This is a genomic window from Mesorhizobium sp. RCAM 06353 (assembly GCF_059683585.1).
The window spans coordinates 1,776,240-1,792,705 of record NZ_CM185031.1 but is presented as its reverse complement, the minus strand read 5'-3'; the positions used below and the strand labels follow the sequence as shown (position 1 = coordinate 1,792,705).

The 16,466-nt window shown below is 63.4% G+C and carries 16 protein-coding genes; 12 read left to right on the top strand and 4 right to left on the bottom strand.

Annotation, left to right across the window (positions count from 1 at the left end):
* Positions 1-84 precede the first annotated feature (84 nt).
* From AC56QX_RS08350 to AC56QX_RS08315, 8 genes are all read left to right on the top strand, one after another.
* Entirely contained in the window at positions 85-732 is a 648-nt protein-coding gene (locus tag AC56QX_RS08350; protein WP_497115159.1) for a thiamine phosphate synthase, read from the top strand.
* A gap of 46 nt (positions 733-778) precedes the next feature.
* Positions 779-1,774, top strand: a complete 996-nt coding sequence (locus tag AC56QX_RS08345; protein WP_497115157.1) for a tetratricopeptide repeat protein — start codon at positions 779-781, stop codon at positions 1,772-1,774.
* Between the two features lie 130 nt (positions 1,775-1,904).
* Entirely contained in the window at positions 1,905-2,471 is a 567-nt protein-coding gene (gene efp, locus AC56QX_RS08340; RefSeq protein WP_477444620.1) for an elongation factor P, read from the top strand.
* A 24-nt stretch (positions 2,472-2,495) separates the two neighbouring features.
* Complete coding sequence (locus AC56QX_RS08335) at positions 2,496-3,296, top strand: inositol monophosphatase family protein (protein WP_497115155.1); 801 nt, start codon at positions 2,496-2,498, stop codon at positions 3,294-3,296.
* Positions 3,297-3,395: 99 nt separating this feature from the next.
* On the top strand, positions 3,396-4,082 hold the full coding sequence (trhA, locus tag AC56QX_RS08330) for a PAQR family membrane homeostasis protein TrhA (protein ID WP_497115153.1): 687 nt from the start codon (positions 3,396-3,398) through the stop codon (positions 4,080-4,082).
* A 214-nt stretch (positions 4,083-4,296) separates the two neighbouring features.
* The gene (locus tag AC56QX_RS08325) at positions 4,297-5,322 is read left to right on the top strand and encodes a MotA/TolQ/ExbB proton channel family protein (RefSeq protein ID WP_497115151.1); all 1,026 of its coding nucleotides are present in this window, start codon (positions 4,297-4,299) and stop codon (positions 5,320-5,322) included.
* Position 5,323: 1 nt separating this feature from the next.
* On the top strand, positions 5,324-6,355 hold the full coding sequence (locus AC56QX_RS08320; protein ID WP_497115148.1) for a peptidoglycan -binding protein: 1,032 nt from the start codon (positions 5,324-5,326) through the stop codon (positions 6,353-6,355).
* Positions 6,356-6,603: 248 nt separating this feature from the next.
* On the top strand, positions 6,604-7,032 hold the full coding sequence (locus tag AC56QX_RS08315; RefSeq protein WP_497115146.1) for a hypothetical protein: 429 nt from the start codon (positions 6,604-6,606) through the stop codon (positions 7,030-7,032).
* A 160-nt stretch (positions 7,033-7,192) separates the two neighbouring features.
* Here the strand turns inward: AC56QX_RS08315 and AC56QX_RS08310 are convergent, their stop codons facing one another.
* The gene (locus tag AC56QX_RS08310; protein WP_497115144.1) at positions 7,193-7,546 is read right to left on the bottom strand and encodes a DUF1304 domain-containing protein; all 354 of its coding nucleotides are present in this window, start codon (positions 7,544-7,546) and stop codon (positions 7,193-7,195) included.
* A 268-nt stretch (positions 7,547-7,814) separates the two neighbouring features.
* Between AC56QX_RS08310 and AC56QX_RS08305 the strand changes: the two genes are divergently transcribed.
* Both AC56QX_RS08305 and AC56QX_RS08300 read left to right on the top strand, forming a co-directional pair.
* Positions 7,815-9,299, top strand: a complete 1,485-nt coding sequence (locus tag AC56QX_RS08305) for a carboxypeptidase M32 (protein ID WP_497115142.1) — start codon at positions 7,815-7,817, stop codon at positions 9,297-9,299.
* A 187-nt stretch (positions 9,300-9,486) separates the two neighbouring features.
* On the top strand, positions 9,487-11,457 hold the full coding sequence (locus AC56QX_RS08300; RefSeq protein ID WP_497115140.1) for a DUF3857 domain-containing protein: 1,971 nt from the start codon (positions 9,487-9,489) through the stop codon (positions 11,455-11,457).
* A gap of 18 nt (positions 11,458-11,475) precedes the next feature.
* Here AC56QX_RS08300 and AC56QX_RS08295 read toward each other — a convergent pair whose 3' ends face one another.
* Positions 11,476-13,275, bottom strand: a complete 1,800-nt coding sequence (locus AC56QX_RS08295; protein ID WP_497115139.1) for an ABC transporter transmembrane domain-containing protein — start codon at positions 13,273-13,275, stop codon at positions 11,476-11,478.
* 206 nt (positions 13,276-13,481) lie between these two features.
* On the opposite strand from AC56QX_RS08295, the gene rpmE reads away from it, so the two are divergent.
* Positions 13,482-13,703 carry a 50S ribosomal protein L31 gene (gene rpmE, locus AC56QX_RS08290; RefSeq protein WP_027031640.1) on the top strand — a complete coding sequence of 74 codons (222 nt, stop codon included), beginning with the start codon at positions 13,482-13,484 and terminating at the stop codon, positions 13,701-13,703.
* Positions 13,704-13,955: 252 nt separating this feature from the next.
* Here the strand turns inward: rpmE and AC56QX_RS08285 are convergent, their stop codons facing one another.
* Positions 13,956-14,468 carry a hypothetical protein gene (locus tag AC56QX_RS08285; protein WP_497115137.1) on the bottom strand — a complete coding sequence of 171 codons (513 nt, stop codon included), beginning with the start codon at positions 14,466-14,468 and terminating at the stop codon, positions 13,956-13,958.
* Between the two features lie 160 nt (positions 14,469-14,628).
* Between AC56QX_RS08285 and AC56QX_RS08280 the strand changes: the two genes are divergently transcribed.
* A complete protein-coding gene (locus tag AC56QX_RS08280) occupies positions 14,629-15,729 on the top strand; it encodes a helix-turn-helix domain-containing protein (protein ID WP_497115135.1) in 1,101 nt (366 codons plus the stop codon).
* 16 nt (positions 15,730-15,745) lie between these two features.
* Here AC56QX_RS08280 and AC56QX_RS08275 read toward each other — a convergent pair whose 3' ends face one another.
* Positions 15,746-16,375, bottom strand: coding sequence for a TetR/AcrR family transcriptional regulator (locus tag AC56QX_RS08275; RefSeq protein ID WP_497115134.1), 630 nt, complete (start codon positions 16,373-16,375; stop codon positions 15,746-15,748).
* Positions 16,376-16,466: the final 91 nt, after the last annotated feature.

The window sequence follows — 16,466 nt, the reverse complement described above, 5'->3', positions numbered from 1 at the left end:
CGCCTGTTCAAAGCGGGCAGTTTGTTCTATGCCGCAATCCAACCATCTTCGCCCGGCATAGGCGAAACCCGGGATCGAAGAACCATGAACGACGCCACACCCCCAAATCGCTGCCGCATCGTGCTGATCGCGCCGTCCGGCGTGCCGGCCACCCGCATCGCCACCGCATTCGACGGCGGTGACGTCGCCTCGCTGATCCTGCCCGAGAACGGCATGGACGAGGCCTCCTTCCAGGCCTTCGCCGAACAGATCGTGCCGGCGGCTCAGGCCGCGGGCGTCGCCGTCATCATCGCCGGCGACACCCGCATAGCGGGCCGGGTCCAGGCCGACGGCATTCATGTCGAGGTTTCCAAGGCCGAACTCGCCGAGACGATCGGACATTTTCAGGCGAAAATGATGGTCGGCGCCGGCGGCGCCAAGACGCGTGACGACGCGCTTGAGCTTGGCGAGACGCGGCCCGACTACATCTTCTTCGGCCGCTTCGGCTACGACAACAAGCCCGAGCCGCACCCGCGCAACCTGTCGCTGGGGCGATGGTGGGCTGATATGATCCAGATCCCCTGCATCGTCATGGCCGGGTCCGATCTGGCTTCCATCGAGGAAGTGGCCGCCACCGGCGCCGAATTCGTCGCGCTGTCGAGCGCGGTGTTTGCCGACGGCGTCGATCCGCAAGCGACGATTGCCCAGGCCAATGCGCTGCTCGACGAAACCGCGCCGCGCTTCGAGGACTGATGTGGCTCCGGTAAGGCTTCCCCTTCAGGCCTTGCTTGCAGCGGTCATGATCCAGGCCGCCGCCGCCGAAACCATACCCTTGCCGCAGCCCAAGCCTGAAACAGGCGTGCACACCGACAAGCCGATCGAAAAGCAGCTGCCGCAACCGGCCACCACGGCGGAGCCCGCACCGCTGCCCTCGGTCGACAGCGTCAATCCCGACCGCTTCGGGGCCAAGCCGGCGGACGCGGCCTATGGCGCCTTCCAGCGCGGGCTCTACAAGACGGCCTACAACCTCGCGCTGGTGCGTGCCCAGAACGGCGACCCGGCGGCGCAGACATTGGTGGCCGAGATCCTGTCGCGCGGGCTCGGCGTGCCGTTGAACGCGGCGGATGCCTCCAAATGGTATGCGCTTGCCGCCGAGCAAGGCGTACCGGAGGCGCAGTTCCAGTATGCGCTGATGCTGCTCGACGGCCGCTACGTCAAGAAAGACACGAAAGAGGCCTACGCGCTGATGCAGGCCGCCGCCGAAGCCGGCAACCAGCTGGCGCAGTTCAATTTCGCGCAGATGCTGGTCCAGCAGGATCCCGGCGACGCGGGCCTGACCAAGGCGGCCACCTACTATGAGCGCGCCGCCGCGACCGGCCTCGCCGACGCGCAATACGCCATGTCCCAGATCTACGCCAACGGTGTCGGCGGCAAGCCACGCGACGACGCCCAGGCAAGGCGCCTGCTGGCACAGGCCGCACGACAGAACTACGACACCGCGCAGATCGATCTCGCCGCCTGGATGATCGAGGGCCGGGGCGGCGCCCGCGACCTGAAATCGGCTTTCGGCTGGACGAAGCAGGCCGCCGAAGGCGGCAATGTCGCCGCCGAGAACCGCTTGGCAAAACTCTATATGCAAGGCATTGGCACCGATCCCGACCTGGTGCTCGCCGGCGCCTGGTACATCGTTGCCCGCCGCGCCGGTCTCATCGATCCCGACATGGACGATTTTCTGCAGGGGTTGAGCGACGACCAGACCAAGGAGGCCCTGCAGAAGGCGAACCGCCTGCCCTGACGTCGGCCCGTGCGGCCGCCCGACGCCGGGCCAACTCCTGATCGCTCCCTTGCCTCTCCGGGCGATTTGTGGTCTTGGGAGCCCCTAAATCGCTTGTCCCGGCGAAAATCTCATTCCGGATCCCATCATCATGGCCAAGATCAATGGCAACGAAATCCGTCCCGGCTACGTCATCGAGCACGATGGCGGCCTCTGGGTGGCGGTCAGGACCAACACCGTCAAGCCCGGCAAGGGCGGCGCCTACAACCAGGTCGAACTGAAGAACCTCATCAACGGCACCAAGCTCAACGAGCGCTTCCGCTCGGCCGAGACGGTCGAACAGATCCGCCTCGACCTGAAGGATTTTTCCTTCCTCTACGCGCAGGAAGACGCACTGGTGTTCATGGACACCCAAAGCTACGAACAGCTCGAGCTGAACAAGGAATTCGTCGGCGACCGCGCCGCATTCCTGCAGGACGGCATGATGGTGACGGTTCAGCTCTATGAGGAGAGGCCGATCGGCATCTCGCTGCCCGATTATGTGACCCTGACCATCACCGAGGCCGATCCGGTGGTGAAGGGCCAGACGGCGGCATCCTCCTACAAGCCGGCGGTGCTGGAGAACGGCATTCGCGTGCTGGTGCCGCCCTTCATCGGCGCCGGCGAACGCATCATCGTCGACACCAACGAAATCACTTACGTGCGCCGCGCGGACTGACGCGCAGCAGCAGGAAGAAGCACTATGGCACGCTCAGCCCTTCTCAACGTCATGGTCCAGGCCGCAATGAAGGCCGGCCGATCGCTGTCGCGCGACTTCGGCGAGGTCCAGAACCTGCAGGTCTCGCTGAAGGGTCCGGGCGACTATGTCAGCCAGGCCGACCGCAAGGCCGAGGACATTCTGTTTGCCGAGCTGTCGAAGGCGCGCCCGGGCTACGGTTTCCTGATGGAAGAGCGCGGCGTGGTGGAAGGCGACGACAACCAGCATCGCTGGATCGTCGACCCGCTCGACGGCACCACCAATTTCCTGCACGGCATTCCGCTCTTCGCCGTCTCGATCGCGCTGGAACGCCAGGGCCAGATCGTTGCCGGGGTCATCTACAACCCGGCGATGGACGAGCTCTATACCACCGAGCGCGGCGGTGGCGCTTTCATGAACGACCGCCGGCTGCGCGTCGCCGGCCGCATCAAGCTGGTCGACACGTTGATCGGCTGCGGCATGCCGCATCTGGGACGCGGCCACCACGGCAATTTCCTGGTCGAGTTGCGCAACGTCATGGCCGAGGTTTCCGGCATCAGGCGGCTTGGTTCAGCCTCGCTCGATCTCGCCTATGTCGCCGCCGGCCGCATGGACGGCTTTTGGGAAACCGGCCTGTCGGCCTGGGACATCGCCGCCGGCCTGCTCTTGATCCGCGAAGCCGGTGGTTTCGTCTCGGACATGGATGGCGGACAGGACATGCTCGACAACGGCTCGGTGGTCGCCGGCAATGAGGTCATCCAGCGCGCTTTGCTGAAGGCCGTGAAGAAGCCTCTCTCGGCGCGCTGACAGGCACGGCGCGCTGAAGGGCCGCAGTCGCAAAACCGCCACCAAAGCTTGAAATACTGTCCGGTGCTTGCCCAGATTAGGGGTGACACAGGACGATCGATGACCAACACACCGTCGCAACTCGAAATCCCGTTTATCGGGCGCTGGCACTACTCCCGCGCGGAGATGATCGCCGACGGCATCGTTCATGCTGTCGGCATCGTGCTGGCGATCGCGGCCGGCTCGGCGCTGCTGGCGCTGGCGGCGTTTCGGGTTGGGCCGGGCGAATACATCGCCGCCGCCTTCTACGTCGTTTCACTGCTCACCGTGCTGTCGGTATCGATGACCTACAATCTGTGGCCGGTGACGTCGCCGGCGAAATGGGTCTTGCGGCGCTTCGACCACGCCGCGATCTATCTCTTGATCGCGGCCACCTACACGCCCTTTCTTGCCCAGCTCGATGGCTCGCCATTGGCCAGCGGGATGATCGTCCTGGTGTGGGCAGCGGCCGCCACGGGCATTGCCATAAAAGTGTTTTTCCCCGGCCGCTTCGACCGGCTGGCCGTTGTCTTCTACCTCGCCATCGGCTGGAGTGGCATCATTCTCGCAAAGCCGCTTGTCCAGACCCTGCCGACGACATCGCTTGCGCTGATCATCGCCGGTGGCGTCGTCTATTCCTGCGGTGTCATTTTCTTCGCCTGGAAGGGGCTGCGCTTCCACAATGCGCTGTGGCATGGCTTCGTCGTCACCGGCGCCGGCCTGCATCTGGCGGCCATGGTCGACTGTCTGGTCATCAATCGTCTCTGATCATGGAAACCGATTTCGGTTTCCATTTCGGATCGGGCGGGTTGCATACTAGCCCCACGGCAATATTGCCAAGCGCCATTCAATTTGGTCACAATTCCGTTTAGAGTCACCAAACTACGTGATCGGCGGCGCTGGAGCAATTCCAGGGAAAGTGTGAGCGGTTTCCCGTTCGGAATTGCGTAAAGGCAAATAAAGCATCGGAAACGGGGCACGGATGGCTTTTCTCAGATCCTTCGGCATGGGCAGGCGCTCCGACGTCCTGATCTACGATCCGCATAAACTGTCGAGTCCGCAGGTCTTCCTGCTGACCATGGTTATCTTCCTGGCCATCGTCGCCTTCATTGCCGCCATCCTGACCCGCCAGATCTCGACCGCCTTCGGCAGCAATCCCGGGCTCAACGGCCTGATCGTCGGCGTGCTCGTGGTCGGCATCCTGCTGGCCTTTGCCCAGGTCGGGCGGCTGTTTCGCGAGGTGCGCTGGGTCAACTCCTTCCGTGCCGGCTCGGAGACAACAGAGCCGGTTCTGCTGGCGCCGATGAAGGCGATGATCGGCCGCTCCTCCGCGACGGCCTTTTCGACCAGTTCGATGCGCACCATGCTCGATTCCATCGCCACGCGCCTCGACGAGAGCCGCGACACCTCGCGCTATCTCGTCGGCCTGCTGGTGTTTCTCGGCCTGCTCGGCACCTTCTGGGGCCTGTTGAACACGATCGGCTCGATCCGCGAGACCATTGAATCGCTCGACCCCGGCACGGGTGATGCGGCGGCGGTGCTCGATTCGCTGAAGCAGGGCCTGTCGGCGCCGCTGGCCGGCATGGGCACGGCCTTCTCGTCCTCGCTGTTCGGCCTGTCGGGCTCGCTCGTACTTGGCTTCCTCGACCTGCAGGCGGGCCGCGCCCAGACCCGCTTCTACACCGAGCTTGAGAACTGGCTGTCCTCGGTCACGGATCTGTCGTCTGACATCGTCGTCTCCGACCCGGCCAAGACCGAATCCTCCGACGAGATCCGTGTGCTGTCGGAACGGCTGCGCAGCATGCAGGAGAATGGCGGCGGCTCCAATCCGCGTGTCGCCACCGCCATGGCCAATCTCGCCGATGGCATTTCCGGCCTGGTCAAGAACATGCGCTCCGAGCAGCAGATCATGCGCGACTGGGTCGAGGCTCAGTCGGATGAGCAGAAGGCGATGCGCAACACGCTGGAAAAGATCGCCGAAGCCCTGAAGAAGCCCGGGGTGCACTGACATGGCGCTTGCCAGGGGCCGGCGTACCGACCGCCGCATCGACTATTGGCCGGGCTTTGTCGACGCGCTGTCGACGCTGCTTCTGGCCATCATGTTCCTGCTCACCGTCTTCGTGCTGGCGCAGTTCCTGCTCGGCCGCGAACTCTCCGGCAAGGATACGGCGCTCACACGCCTCAACTCGCAGATCAATGAACTGACGCAGCTTCTGGCGCTGGAGCGCTCGACGGCGCAGGACAAGGACGATTCGCTCGCCAATTTGCAGGCGTCGCTATCGGCCGCGGAGGCGGAGAAGAGCCGGCTCGAACAATTGCTGGCGCAAGGTGCCGGCGCCGGCGACGCCGCCAACCAGCGTGCCGCGGAACTGGGCGGCGAACTCGACAACCAGCGCCAGATCAGCCAGCAGGCGCTGAGCCAGGTCGAAATCCTCAACCAGCAGATCGCGGCACTGCGCAAGCAGATCGGCGCGCTCGAGGATGCGCTCAACGTATCCGAAACCCGCGACCGCGATTCGAACACCAAGATCGCCGACCTCGGCCGCCGGCTGAACGTGGCGCTTGCACAGCGCGTGCAGGAATTGAACCGTTACCGCTCCGACTTCTTCGGGCGTCTGCGCGAGATTCTTGCCGACCGCGAAAACATCCGCATCGTCGGCGACCGCTTCGTCTTCCAGTCGGAAGTGCTGTTCCCGACCGGGTCCGAAGTGATCAACGATGCCGGCAAGGTCGAGATGAAGAAGCTCGCCGACGCCATCATCGAACTGCAGAAGGAAATTCCGCCCGAGATCAACTGGGTGCTGCGCGTCGATGGCCACACCGACAACAAGCCGCTCTCCGGCACAGGCCGCTATCGCGACAATTGGGAACTGTCGACGGCGCGTTCGACCTCGGTGGTCAAGTTCCTGATCGAGAACGGCGTGCCGGCCAACCGGCTGGTCGCCGCCGGCTTCGGAGAGTTCCAGCCGCTCGACCCCGCCGACACCGACGAGGCACGCAACAAGAATCGCCGCATTGAACTGAAGCTCACCGAACGGTGATTCATCATCACGGAAACGTCACGCGAACTTGTTCGTCGGCTCAACTCTAGGGCGCAGACCGAGGCCGGCAAGGTCTGAAAAGATTATCTTTTTTTAATTACACTTCGCGCGAAAGCGCTCCTAGCTTGCCGCGCAGGGCCGAGAACCGCCGGCGATGCCTCCCATCGCGACGCGACGGAACCCGACGGCCCACGGCTGGAAGGCAGGCGAAAGAACCGCTGCCTTCCTCTTCTGGAGGAGACGCGACGATGCGCTCTTTTAACCCCACGCTCAGAACTGCAGCACTGACCGCATTCTTCATCGCCATTCCGCTCGCCGGCGCCTACGCCGCGGGCCATCACAAGGGCGTTCTCGATACCACCAACCCGAGCGACTTGACGGGTCCGCGCGTCGAAGCCCTCATTGAACAGGCTCAAGGCGTCCGCCAGGGCATCGTCGACGCAAGGCAGGCCAACAACATCACCCCGGCCGTGGCGGAACACCTGGAAATGCGCACCAACCAGATCCGCCAGGCGGCCGAGAAGATTGCCGCGTCGGATCACGGCAGGATACCGGCCGCGCAGTATCATGACCTGCTGAGCCATCTCGACCGTGTCGACCAGCGGCTGAGGATTGATATCGGCAGCGCCTTCATGATGGGTGATGGCTCCGACGGCGGAAATTATCCGAACGGCTAGAGCAATTCCAGGAAAAGTGTGGACGGTTTTCCGTCCGGAATTGCGTTGAAATAAGGAGTCTCAGGGCGATCCCGTCTGGAAACGTTCAGAGGAAGGGACACCTGGCGCCTTCGGGACCCCAATCCCGCGGGCGTCCTTTTTCCTCACCAGCCCAGCCTGCCTACCAACCAAGCCAGACCGTGATCAGGGCGACCACCGCCGGCACGGTCTGGATGAACAGGATCTTGCGGCCGACCGTTGCCGCGCCGTAGAGGCCGGCAATCGCCACGCACAACAGGAAGAAAACCTTGACCTGAAAACCCGCAGTGCCGAGATAAAGCCCCCAGATCAGGCCAGCGGCGAGGAACCCGTTGTAGAGGCCCTGATTGGCGGCCAGCACCTTCGAGGCATTGGCGAATTCCGGCGTCAGGCGGAATGTCTTGTGCCCGCGCGGCGTGTCCCAGAGCACCATCTCGAGATAGACGATGTAGACATGGATCAAGGCCACCAGCCCGACCAGGATGTTGCCGATCATGTGCTCCCCCTTCATGCGTTGCCGGCAGCATTTCATGTGTGGCATCACCTGCGCAAGGCGCATCTGCCGGACGGTATCTGGAGCAATTCCAGGAGAAGTGTGAAGCGGTTTTCCCGCGAAAGGCGCGTAGCGCTTTCCCCACAGGAATTGCGTCAAAACAAGAGTCAGAGCAGCTTACTGTTTCCGTGAAACGGTGAACTGCTCTGAGGGTTGCCAACGCTTTGGCGTTGGTGTCTTTTTCGCGCCGTCCTCAATCACGGAACCCGCCATGTCCTTTCAGAAACTCGACGACCTCGGTCACAAGCTCGAAGCACTTGAGCATGCGCTGGCCATTCTCGGTGCCGATGAGGCGACGCATATGGCCGTCGGCGGCGGCGAAAAGCGAGCCGAGGCGATGGCGGCACTGGCCGGCATGTACCACACCAGGGCAACCGTACCGGAAATCGCCGATTGGATCGCCGCCGCCGAAGGCGAGGTGCTTGACGACGAGCAGCGCGCGGCTCTCGCCGAACTGCGGCGGCAGTACACCAACCTGACCTGCCTGCCCGTCGAATTCGTTGAACGCCAGACGACGGCGCGCATGCGTTGCGAGCAGCTGTGGCGCGACCTGCGCGCCAAGAACGATTGGGCCGGCTTCCAGCCGGCCCTCGAGGGCGTGGTGGCGCTGGTGCGTGAGGAGGCAGCTCTGCGCTCCGCCGTGCTCGGCCTCGCCCCTTACGATGCGCTGATGGAGCAATTCGACCCCGGCAACCGCACCGCAGACATCACCCCCGTCTTTGCCGACCTGAAGGCCTTCCTCAAAGGCTTCGTGCCGGAGGCGCTGGCGATCCAGGAAGCGCGGCTGCGCAAGCATCCGCTGAAGCCGCTTTCGGGCACCTACTCGATCGACAAGCAGCGCGAGCTTGGCCTTGCCATGATGGCGGCGGTCGGTTTCGACCTGACGCACGGCTCGCTGTCGGTCTCGCACCATCCCTTCTGCGGCGGCGTGCCCAGCGACGTGCGCATCACCACCCGCTACAAGACATCGGATTTCCTATCGGCGCTGATGGGCGTGCTGCACGAGACCGGCCATGCGCTCTACGAGCAGAACCTGCCGAAAGCATGGTCGCACTGGCCACTCGGCAAGGCGCGCGGCATGGCCGTGCATGAAAGCCAGAGCCTGTTCGTCGAAAAGCAGATCGGCCGCAATCCCGCCTTCTGGCGCTGGGCGCTGCCGGTGGTGGAAAAGCATCTCGGCGAGGCCTGGTCGCTCGACGATCTCCTGCCGCATGTGCATCGCGTCGAGCGCGGCCTGATCCGCGTCGACGCCGACGAGGTGACCTATCCGCTGCATGTCATCTTGCGCTATGAGCTGGAGCAGGAACTGGTCTCGGGCAGGCTGGAGGTGGCTGATCTCCCCGAAGCCTGGGACGCCAAGATGCGCGACTATCTCGGCCTCTCGACCATCGACAATCCGGCCGACGGGCCGATGCAGGACGTGCATTGGCCGGGCGCCGCCTTCGGCTACTTCCCGTCCTATACGCTGGGCGCGATGATGGCGGCGCAGCAATGGGCCGCGCTGACGCGCGAGCATCCTGCCGCCGACGACGAACTGGCGAAAGGGAATTTCACTGCAATCAACGACTGGCGCCGCAAGAAGATATGGTCGCAGGGGTCGCGCTGGTCGACGCCGGACCTGCTCAAACGCGCCACCGGCGAAAAACTCAACGCCGTGTATTTCGTCAATCACCTGAAGCAACGCTACGGAGCATGAGATCGGCCGTCATGCCATCCCGATTTCGCTGACCGTCGACGCAAGCCCGCAAACAAGGCGATGACTCGGCTTTATCGGACGACGCCCGAATTCCAATGTCTTGCGGGATCGCCTCCACTTTTCTATCACTGGTGGTATCCGACGATATCTGTCGAAGCGTGCGGATCATAAGGGCGGGTACTTTCCGGTGACATTGTCTGCGATCACACGGCTTGTCGTCTTGATTGCCTTCGCGATTTTCTGCGCGCCGGCCCTAGCCGACACAGAAATCCACAAAGGCAGCCCAGGCGCCTGGATCGACCGGATCGAACTCCCCAAGGCAGACCCGCATTTCGACAGCCAGATCAAGAACGGCATCTCCAATCTTGTCTCGGAATATCAGATCCGGCAGCAGCCCGGCGGCATCGAGGCCTTCGACCACTACGCCTACAGGATAGTCGACCGCACCGGTCTCGAGCGCGGCGCTGCCATAAATTTCGAGTTCGACCCGGCGACGTCGCAGGTGACGATGAACTGGCTGAACATCATCCGCGACGGCGTGGTCATCGACCGGCTGCCAGGGGCCACGTTCGACGTGTTCCGGCGCGAGAAGGACGCCGAGAAAGGCCTGTTCGACGGCTGGCTCACGGCCTATGTGAATGTCGACGATGTCCGTGTCGGCGACATCATCGACTATGGCCGGACCACCGTCAGGACACCGATCGTCGGCGCCGATCTGTTTTTCCACTCGGTCGCCATGGCCTGGGGCGAACCCATCGCGCTCATCCGCGAGAAGGTGACCTGGCCGGCAAGCCAGCCCTTGAACATCCGCCAGGTCCGCACCGACATCCAGCCGGATGTCAAAACCGACGGCGCGTCGAAATCCTACACCTGGCAAAGCGTCAACCCTGCCCCGGTCAAATCAGAGGAAAACCTGCCGGCGGATTTCCTGACCTATCCGACGATCCAGATCTCCTCGACAGCCAAATGGCAGGACGTTGTCGATGCGATGTTGCCCTACTATCGGCTCGACCAGGAACTGCCGGCCGCTTTCGCATCGAAGCTCGATGACATTGCCGCCAGATACGCCAGGCCGGAAGACCGGATGATCGAGGCAATGCGGCTGGTCCAGGACACCATCCGCTATGTAAGCCTGTCGATGGGCCGCGGCTCCTACATTCCTCGCAGCCCCGGCACCGTCATCGCCTCAGGCTTCGGCGACTGCAAGGACAAGGCCCTGCTTCTTGCCTCCAGCCTGCGCCGGCTCGGCGTTCAGGCCGATCCGGCCCTGACCGACCTCAACGGCGGACTGGCACTTGGCGACATGCTGCCGACGATCCGCGCCTTCGACCACGTCATCGTCAAGGCAACGATCAAAAGCCAGACCTACTGGATCGATGCGACCAACTATCTGCAGGGCGGCCGGGCCGAAAACCTTGTTTCGCCGGACTATGGCTTTGCCTTGCCTGTTATCGCCGGCAAAGCGCAGATGGAGAGGATGGAGCGCAAGGAGCTTTTCCAGCCGACCACTTTCGTCAGCGAGGCGTTCGACTTTCCCAAACTCAAGGGCGAGGCGCTCAAGCTGACGGTCAGCACCACCTATCGGGACGCCGATGCCGACTCCATGCGCTACAGGCTGGTTTCGCAATCGGCCACCAAGCTCGCCGACGACTATCTCCAGTATTACAACCGGCAATATCCCGGAATGACCAGCCTGGCACCTTTGTCGACACATGACGATCGTGACGGCAACGTCGTCATGACGGTCGAATCCTACGCGCTTCCGGCCGAGGATCTCGACGCCGATGATCTCGTCAAGAACTTCCCACTGAAGGCGGATGTCGGCATCAGCAATCTGCCGGAGCCGGACCTGGTTGGCCGGGCCGGGCCGATCTGGCTCGGCAACCCGATGTTCAAGCGCCATCAGTGCATCGTCCGGAACCTGAAGGCGGCGTTTGTCGGCCCCGAAAAGTCCGACGACGTGATTACGCCCTATGTCGCCTTCAAGGCGCGTTGGTCGAGCACGCCGACCGAATTCCAGGTCGACTGGTTTCTCAAGACGATCGGCGATCGGGTTCCCGCCAAGGACATCGGTTCGTATCTGAGGTCGCGCAGGAAGATGAGTGACAACGCCTCATGGAGCTACAATTTCGGCTATGCCGAAACCGAGGCGAATTGACCGGTATATCGGAAGCGCTTATTCCGCCGCGCCCCTGAAGGCGCTGGCGCCGGTCTCGAACTGCAGCTTGGCCAGCCTGGCATAGATGCCGCCCTTGGCGACCAGGCTCTGATGCGTGCCTTCCTCGACGATGCGGCCACCATCCATGACCAGGATTCGGTCCGCCTTCAGCACCGTCGCCAGCCGGTGGGCGATGACGATGGTGGTGCGGCCTTGCATCAGCCGTTCCAGTGCCGTCTGCACCAGCGTCTCGCTTTCGGCGTCGAGTGCCGAAGTGGCTTCGTCGAGCAGCAGGATCGGCGCGTCGCGCAGGATGGCGCGGGCGATCGCCACACGCTGGCGCTGGCCGCCGGACAGCGTCACGCCGCGCTCGCCGACCTGGCTGTCATAGCCATTCTCGAGCTTGAGGATGAATTCGTCGGCCAGCGCATCCTTCGCCGCCGTCTCGATCTCGGCATTGCCGGCACCCGGCCGGCCGAAGCCGATATTGTCGCGCGCGCTTGCCGCGAAGATGGTGACGTCCTGCGGCACGATGGCGATGCGCTCGCGCACCGAGACGGGATCGGCCTCGCGCACGTCGACGCCATCAATCAGGATCTTGCCGGTTTCGGGGTCGTAGAAGCGCAGGATCAGCGAAAAGACCGTGCTCTTGCCGGCCCCCGAGGGGCCGACGATGGCCACCGTCTCGCCGGGCATGACCTGAAAACTCAAGCCATGGACGGCGGCACGGTCGGGCCGGGCCGGATAGGAGAAGGAGACATTGTCGAAGACGATCGCGCCCTTGGCGACCGCCGGCAGCGGCTTCGGATCGGCCGGCGCCTGAATCGCCGGCTTCTCGGCCAGGATCTCGGTCAGCCGCTCGGCAGCACCCGCCGCCTGGGCAAGTTCGCCCCAGACTTCCGACAGCGCGCCTAGCGCGCCGGCGGCGAACACCGAATAGAGCAGGAACTGGCCCAGCGTACCCGGCGATATCGTGCCTTCGAGGACGTCGCGCGAGCCGAACCAGAGCACCGCGACGACGGATGAGAAGATGGTGAAAATGGCAAAGAAGGTGAGAAAGGCGCGCGCGAAGATCGAGGCGCGCGCTGCCTCGAAGGCAGCCTCCACCGCGCCCGAAAAATGACTGGTGACCAGCTTCTCGTTGGTGAAGGCCTGCAGCGTGCGCACCGCGCCGATCTGCTCGCTGGCATAGGCTGTGGCATCGGCAAGCGTGTCCTGCGCCTGCCTTGACTTGCGCCGCACCGAACGGCCGAAGGCAACCAGCGGCAACACGATCACGGGTATGGCCGCTATAACCAGGCTGGACAGTTTCGGGCTGGTGATGACCATCATTCCCACCGCGCCGAGGCCAAGGATGACGTTGCGCAGCGCGACAGAAGCCGTGGCGCCTACAGCCGACTTGACCTGTGTGGTGTCGGCGGCGAGCCGCGACACGATCTCGCCCGACTGGGCGGTGTCGAAGAAGGCAGGCGATAGCGTCGTCACATGGGCAAAGACGTCGCGCCTGATATCGGCAACGACGCGCTCGCCGAGCGTAATGACGAAATAGTAGCGGCCGGCCGATGCCGCCGCCAGCACCGCGGCCATGGCCACCAGTGCCGCGAAATATTCGGCGATGAAGGTGGTGCTGGACGACGAGAAACCATGGTCGATCATGCGCCGCACGGCCAGCGGCAGCGTCAGCGTCGTTGCCGCCGCGATGGTCAGCGAGATAAGGGCGCCGACGACCAGCGTGCGATATCCAGTGATATAGGGGAACAGGCGTCTGAGCGGCTTGAGCGAGCGTCGGCGCTCGTCTGCGCTGCTTGATTGCGCCATCTCGGTGTTTCCTCTAGCCGCTTCGGCTTTATGCGCTTCAATATGCGCTTGCCGCGGCCTTGTGATTCAATTCCGCCTGATGTATAGGCTCGCCGACCGTTTTAGAAGCCGTGGCTCCTCAATAGCTGCGGCTTCGAGTTTTAAAAAGAGGCGCATCGACGCAGGCTTATGCCCGTCAGCCGCGCCGGCAAGCCAGGAACCGAGCCATGAAGAGCGCTATCCATCCCGATTACCACACCATCAAGGTCGTCATGACCGACGGCACCGAATACACGACCCGTTCGACCTGGGGCAAGGAAGGCGATACGATGAACCTCGATATCGACCCGAGCACGCACCCGGCCTGGACCGGCGGCCACCAGACCCTGCTCGACCGCGGCGGCCGTCTGTCGAAGTTCAAGAAGCGTTTCGAAGGTTTCGGCCTCTAAGCCTATCTCGCCATTGCCGTAGATCAAAAACCCGCCTTTCGAGGCGGGTTTTTTGTTCAACGAATGGTGGCACGAACAAAGTCGCCCTTGATGACGACCGAGGGCTTGGCGCCGGCGGTGCTGATAAGCGAACTGTCGACCAAGGACGCCGTTGCGGTCACCGAATAGCTGATCGCAACCCCCTGGCCGAAGGAGAGCGTGGCATCCAGCGCCTTGCCGGTGATGGCGATGTTTTCGTCCTGCCTGACGCTGCTAAAGGCGAGACTGGCTTTCAGCGCGTCGCCTCTGAGGTCGACGGTCGAGGCATGCCCGTCCAGCGAAACATCGGCCGCCTTGCTGGTTATGGCGATGGTGGAGAAAATTGCCCGCCATGTTGGCCTGCAGCGCTGCCTGGTCGATCGACACCGAACTTTCGGGTTGAATGTTGGCGTTGATCTCGACCCTGCAGTCGGAGGGATCCAGCCATGAGGAGGAGGCAACGTCGATACGCAATGTCGAGGCCTCCAGTTTCATGTCGCCGGCAAGGCTGCAGTCATTGGCGAACCAGCTCGAATACCAGCGCGCGAACCAGCCTTCGCGGCGGCTGCCGATCGTCGCCTGGTAAGGCGCCGAGACCGAAGTGGTGAGCCTGACGGAACTGGCTTCGCCCGATATGACGACGACGCTCACGCCGGAGAGATCGAGTGTCTTGCCGGCATCCCCGCTCGCCGGTGACGCAAGCACGACGCTGCCGAATGACAGCAGGCCAAGAATTGCGGATTTCATTGATATCTCCGATCATGTGTGGCGGTCCCGGCTGGACCGTGGCGCTGTCGGAATGACCCGGGACGTCGATTTCCGCGACCTCGATCGCGATCCGGGACGACCGTGAACGCAATCCAGGTCATTGTCGGTCGCTGCCAGCCCTGGAACCACGCTTGCGATCATGATCTTCATTCCCCTGCCGTTCGTCGTCGCCCTGCTGCTCGTGATCCTGCTTGTGCAGATGATCCGCGCAAACGAGGCCGATCTGCGCGAGCACATCGCCTTCATGCTGCTGATGGCCGCCTATGCCTCGCAGTCGGTCCTGATCGGCATCCGCTGGGGTTATGACGTCAGGGCCATGATGCCGGTCCAGTCGGTGCTGGCGACGCTGATCGCACCGCTTGCCTGGATCGCCTTCAGCGGCTTGACGAAGGAACGATCGGAGCATCGCCTGGCACGGCTGTGGCCGCATCTGCTGCCGGCCTGCCTGGTTGCCTTGCTGCTGGTCTTCTGGCGCGAGCCGGTCGGCCCGGTCATCATCCTTGTGTTCTTATCGTACGGGCTCGCGCTTCTTTGGCTTGCGCTGGCCGGCCCGGATGTCCTTGTCGAATCACGCCTCGACGGCGTCTTGCAGTCCTACCGGTCGCTGTGGGTGACGGCGCTGGCGATGCTCGCATCGCCGGTCACCGACATCATCATCAGTTTTGACATGCAATGGACCGGCGGTGCTCATTCCGGTGCGGTGATTGCCGGCGGCAACGTTCTGGCGCTGTTGCTTCTCGGCGGTGCTGCCGCGGTCGCCAGCGAAGCCACCGCTCCGGTCGAAGACGAGGAAGAAGAGGATGAGCCTCGGCTGCAAACCGCAACCAGCGAAGACTCCGCGATCGCGGCGGCGGTCGACGCGCTGATGCAGTCGAAGGAACTCTACAAGGATGTCGATCTCAACCTTGGGCGCATCGCCAGGCGGCTCGGCCTGCCGGCACGGCAAGTGTCGTCGGCGATCAATCGCATCCACGGATCGAGCGTGTCGCAATACGTCAACAACCAGAGGATCGACGAGGCGCGCCGCCTGCTGGCGACGACGGACGAACCGATCACCCGCATCATGTTCGACGCCGGTTTCCTCAGCAAATCGAACTTCAACCGCGAGTTCCTGCGCATCACCGGCCTGAGCCCGAAAGCCTGGCGGCTTGAGCACCAGCGGCCAGGTGGCGCGATGTCGGCGACATCTTTGCCGGGCACATCCTTGCCGGCCACATCTTTGCCGGAGGGTGGAAAATGAACGCGCGCAGTGCCACTCAGTCTCCGGTCAGTTCCCGCAGCGCCATGCGCTTGTAGGCGGCGACCAGCCTGTCGCCTTCCTGCCGGTCGACCGAGATCGCCAGCCGCATCGCGGCCTCGCCCATCTGCCAGACGAGAAATGCGGTCGTCTCCAGGGCGACGGGGTCGGCACCGGGATGCAATCGCTTCAACACCGCCACAAGGAATTCAGCGTTAGCCCGACTGTCGGCGAGTTCGAGTTGGCGCAGCGCCTTGTCGGCCTGCGTGCCCGACCAGATGTCGCGCATCACCGGCTCGGCCAGGAACAGCCGGTAATAGATATCGACCAGTTCCGAGAAAGCCCGCCGCAGGCCTTCGGCATCGCTGACATCCTTGAGTTCGGCCGAGATGCAGGCCTGGCTTTCGGCGGTGTAGCGCTCGGCCAGCGCCCAGATGATCGCCCGCTTGTCGGGAAAGAACTGGTAAAGCGAGCCGATCGACACCCCTGCCCGTTCGGCGACTTCGCCCATGCGCATGGCATCGCTGCCTTGCTCGGTGATCAGCGCCGAGGCGGCCGCCAGCATGCGCTCCACCCGCTCGCGGCTGCGTTGCTGGCTTGGCGCCCGCCGTGGCGAAGCGATCTGCTCATTGGCCGGCGTGCCTTCCATGGACTGTCTCCAACAAACGCATTCGGCAAATCGCCGAGGAAATGGCTTGACTCGCAAAATACGAGGGTTTATCACGTTTTGCAAATGTGAG

Bases quoted from the DNA above. Each gene is read 5' to 3' on its own strand.
- AC56QX_RS08350 (WP_497115159.1), top strand. From the start codon at position 85: ATGAACGACGCCACACCCCCAAATCGCTGCCGCATCGTGCTGATCGCG.
- AC56QX_RS08345 (WP_497115157.1), top strand. From the start codon at position 779: ATGATCCAGGCCGCCGCCGCCGAAACCATACCCTTGCCGCAGCCCAAG.
- efp (WP_477444620.1), top strand. From the start codon at position 1,905: ATGGCCAAGATCAATGGCAACGAAATCCGTCCCGGCTACGTCATCGAG.
- AC56QX_RS08335 (WP_497115155.1), top strand. From the start codon at position 2,496: ATGGCACGCTCAGCCCTTCTCAACGTCATGGTCCAGGCCGCAATGAAG.
- trhA (WP_497115153.1), top strand. From the start codon at position 3,396: ATGACCAACACACCGTCGCAACTCGAAATCCCGTTTATCGGGCGCTGG.
- AC56QX_RS08325 (WP_497115151.1), top strand. From the start codon at position 4,297: ATGGCTTTTCTCAGATCCTTCGGCATGGGCAGGCGCTCCGACGTCCTG.
- AC56QX_RS08320 (WP_497115148.1), top strand. From the start codon at position 5,324: ATGGCGCTTGCCAGGGGCCGGCGTACCGACCGCCGCATCGACTATTGG.
- AC56QX_RS08315 (WP_497115146.1), top strand. From the start codon at position 6,604: ATGCGCTCTTTTAACCCCACGCTCAGAACTGCAGCACTGACCGCATTC.
- AC56QX_RS08310 (WP_497115144.1), bottom strand. From the start codon at position 7,546: ATGATCGGCAACATCCTGGTCGGGCTGGTGGCCTTGATCCATGTCTAC.
- AC56QX_RS08305 (WP_497115142.1), top strand. From the start codon at position 7,815: ATGTCCTTTCAGAAACTCGACGACCTCGGTCACAAGCTCGAAGCACTT.
- AC56QX_RS08295 (WP_497115139.1), bottom strand. From the start codon at position 13,275: ATGGCGCAATCAAGCAGCGCAGACGAGCGCCGACGCTCGCTCAAGCCG.
- rpmE (WP_027031640.1), top strand. From the start codon at position 13,482: ATGAAGAGCGCTATCCATCCCGATTACCACACCATCAAGGTCGTCATG.
- AC56QX_RS08285 (WP_497115137.1), bottom strand. From the start codon at position 14,468: ATGAAATCCGCAATTCTTGGCCTGCTGTCATTCGGCAGCGTCGTGCTT.
- AC56QX_RS08280 (WP_497115135.1), top strand. From the start codon at position 14,629: ATGATCTTCATTCCCCTGCCGTTCGTCGTCGCCCTGCTGCTCGTGATC.
- AC56QX_RS08275 (WP_497115134.1), bottom strand. From the start codon at position 16,375: ATGGAAGGCACGCCGGCCAATGAGCAGATCGCTTCGCCACGGCGGGCG.